The 394-nt window shown below is 53.6% G+C and carries 1 protein-coding gene; it reads right to left on the bottom strand.

The genetic code is table 11. From position 1 onward, the window contains the following. The coding region (locus DP116_RS30645; protein WP_211173561.1) for a hypothetical protein at positions 1-210 on the bottom strand (210 nt) is incomplete at its 3' end. Between the last annotated feature and the right edge of the window lie 184 nt (positions 211-394).

Below are 394 nucleotides of genomic sequence, written 5' to 3' on the forward strand. Positions count from 1 at the left end.
GCCATGAACGGATTCGCCAGCAGCGGATTCGCCAGCAGCGGATTCGCTAGCAGCGGATTCGCCATCATCGGATTCGCCAGCAGCTGATTCGCCAGCAGCGGATTCGCCATTATCGGCTACGTCATCATCATCGTCGTCCAGATCAAAATCGCTGCCGTCGTTTTCGCTATCCTCTAAAAACGCGAGCACTGCGTTTTTACCGAAAATCATTTCGGTGCCATCTTCCGTGCGAATCTCGTCATCATTTATATGTGTGTTTTTCGATTCGCGTCCGCTTCCTGCGCCACTGCGAGCTCCATCCTGACGTGTTCTAGCTTGAGGGGCACGGTTTCGAGAATCAAAGCCGCCGTCGAAGCGTCTTCCACGTTCACCCTCAAAACGATTTTGTCCGCGA

Source organism: Brasilonema bromeliae SPC951 (assembly GCF_012912135.1).
GTDB lineage: Bacteria > Cyanobacteriota > Cyanobacteriia > Cyanobacteriales > Nostocaceae > Brasilonema > Brasilonema bromeliae.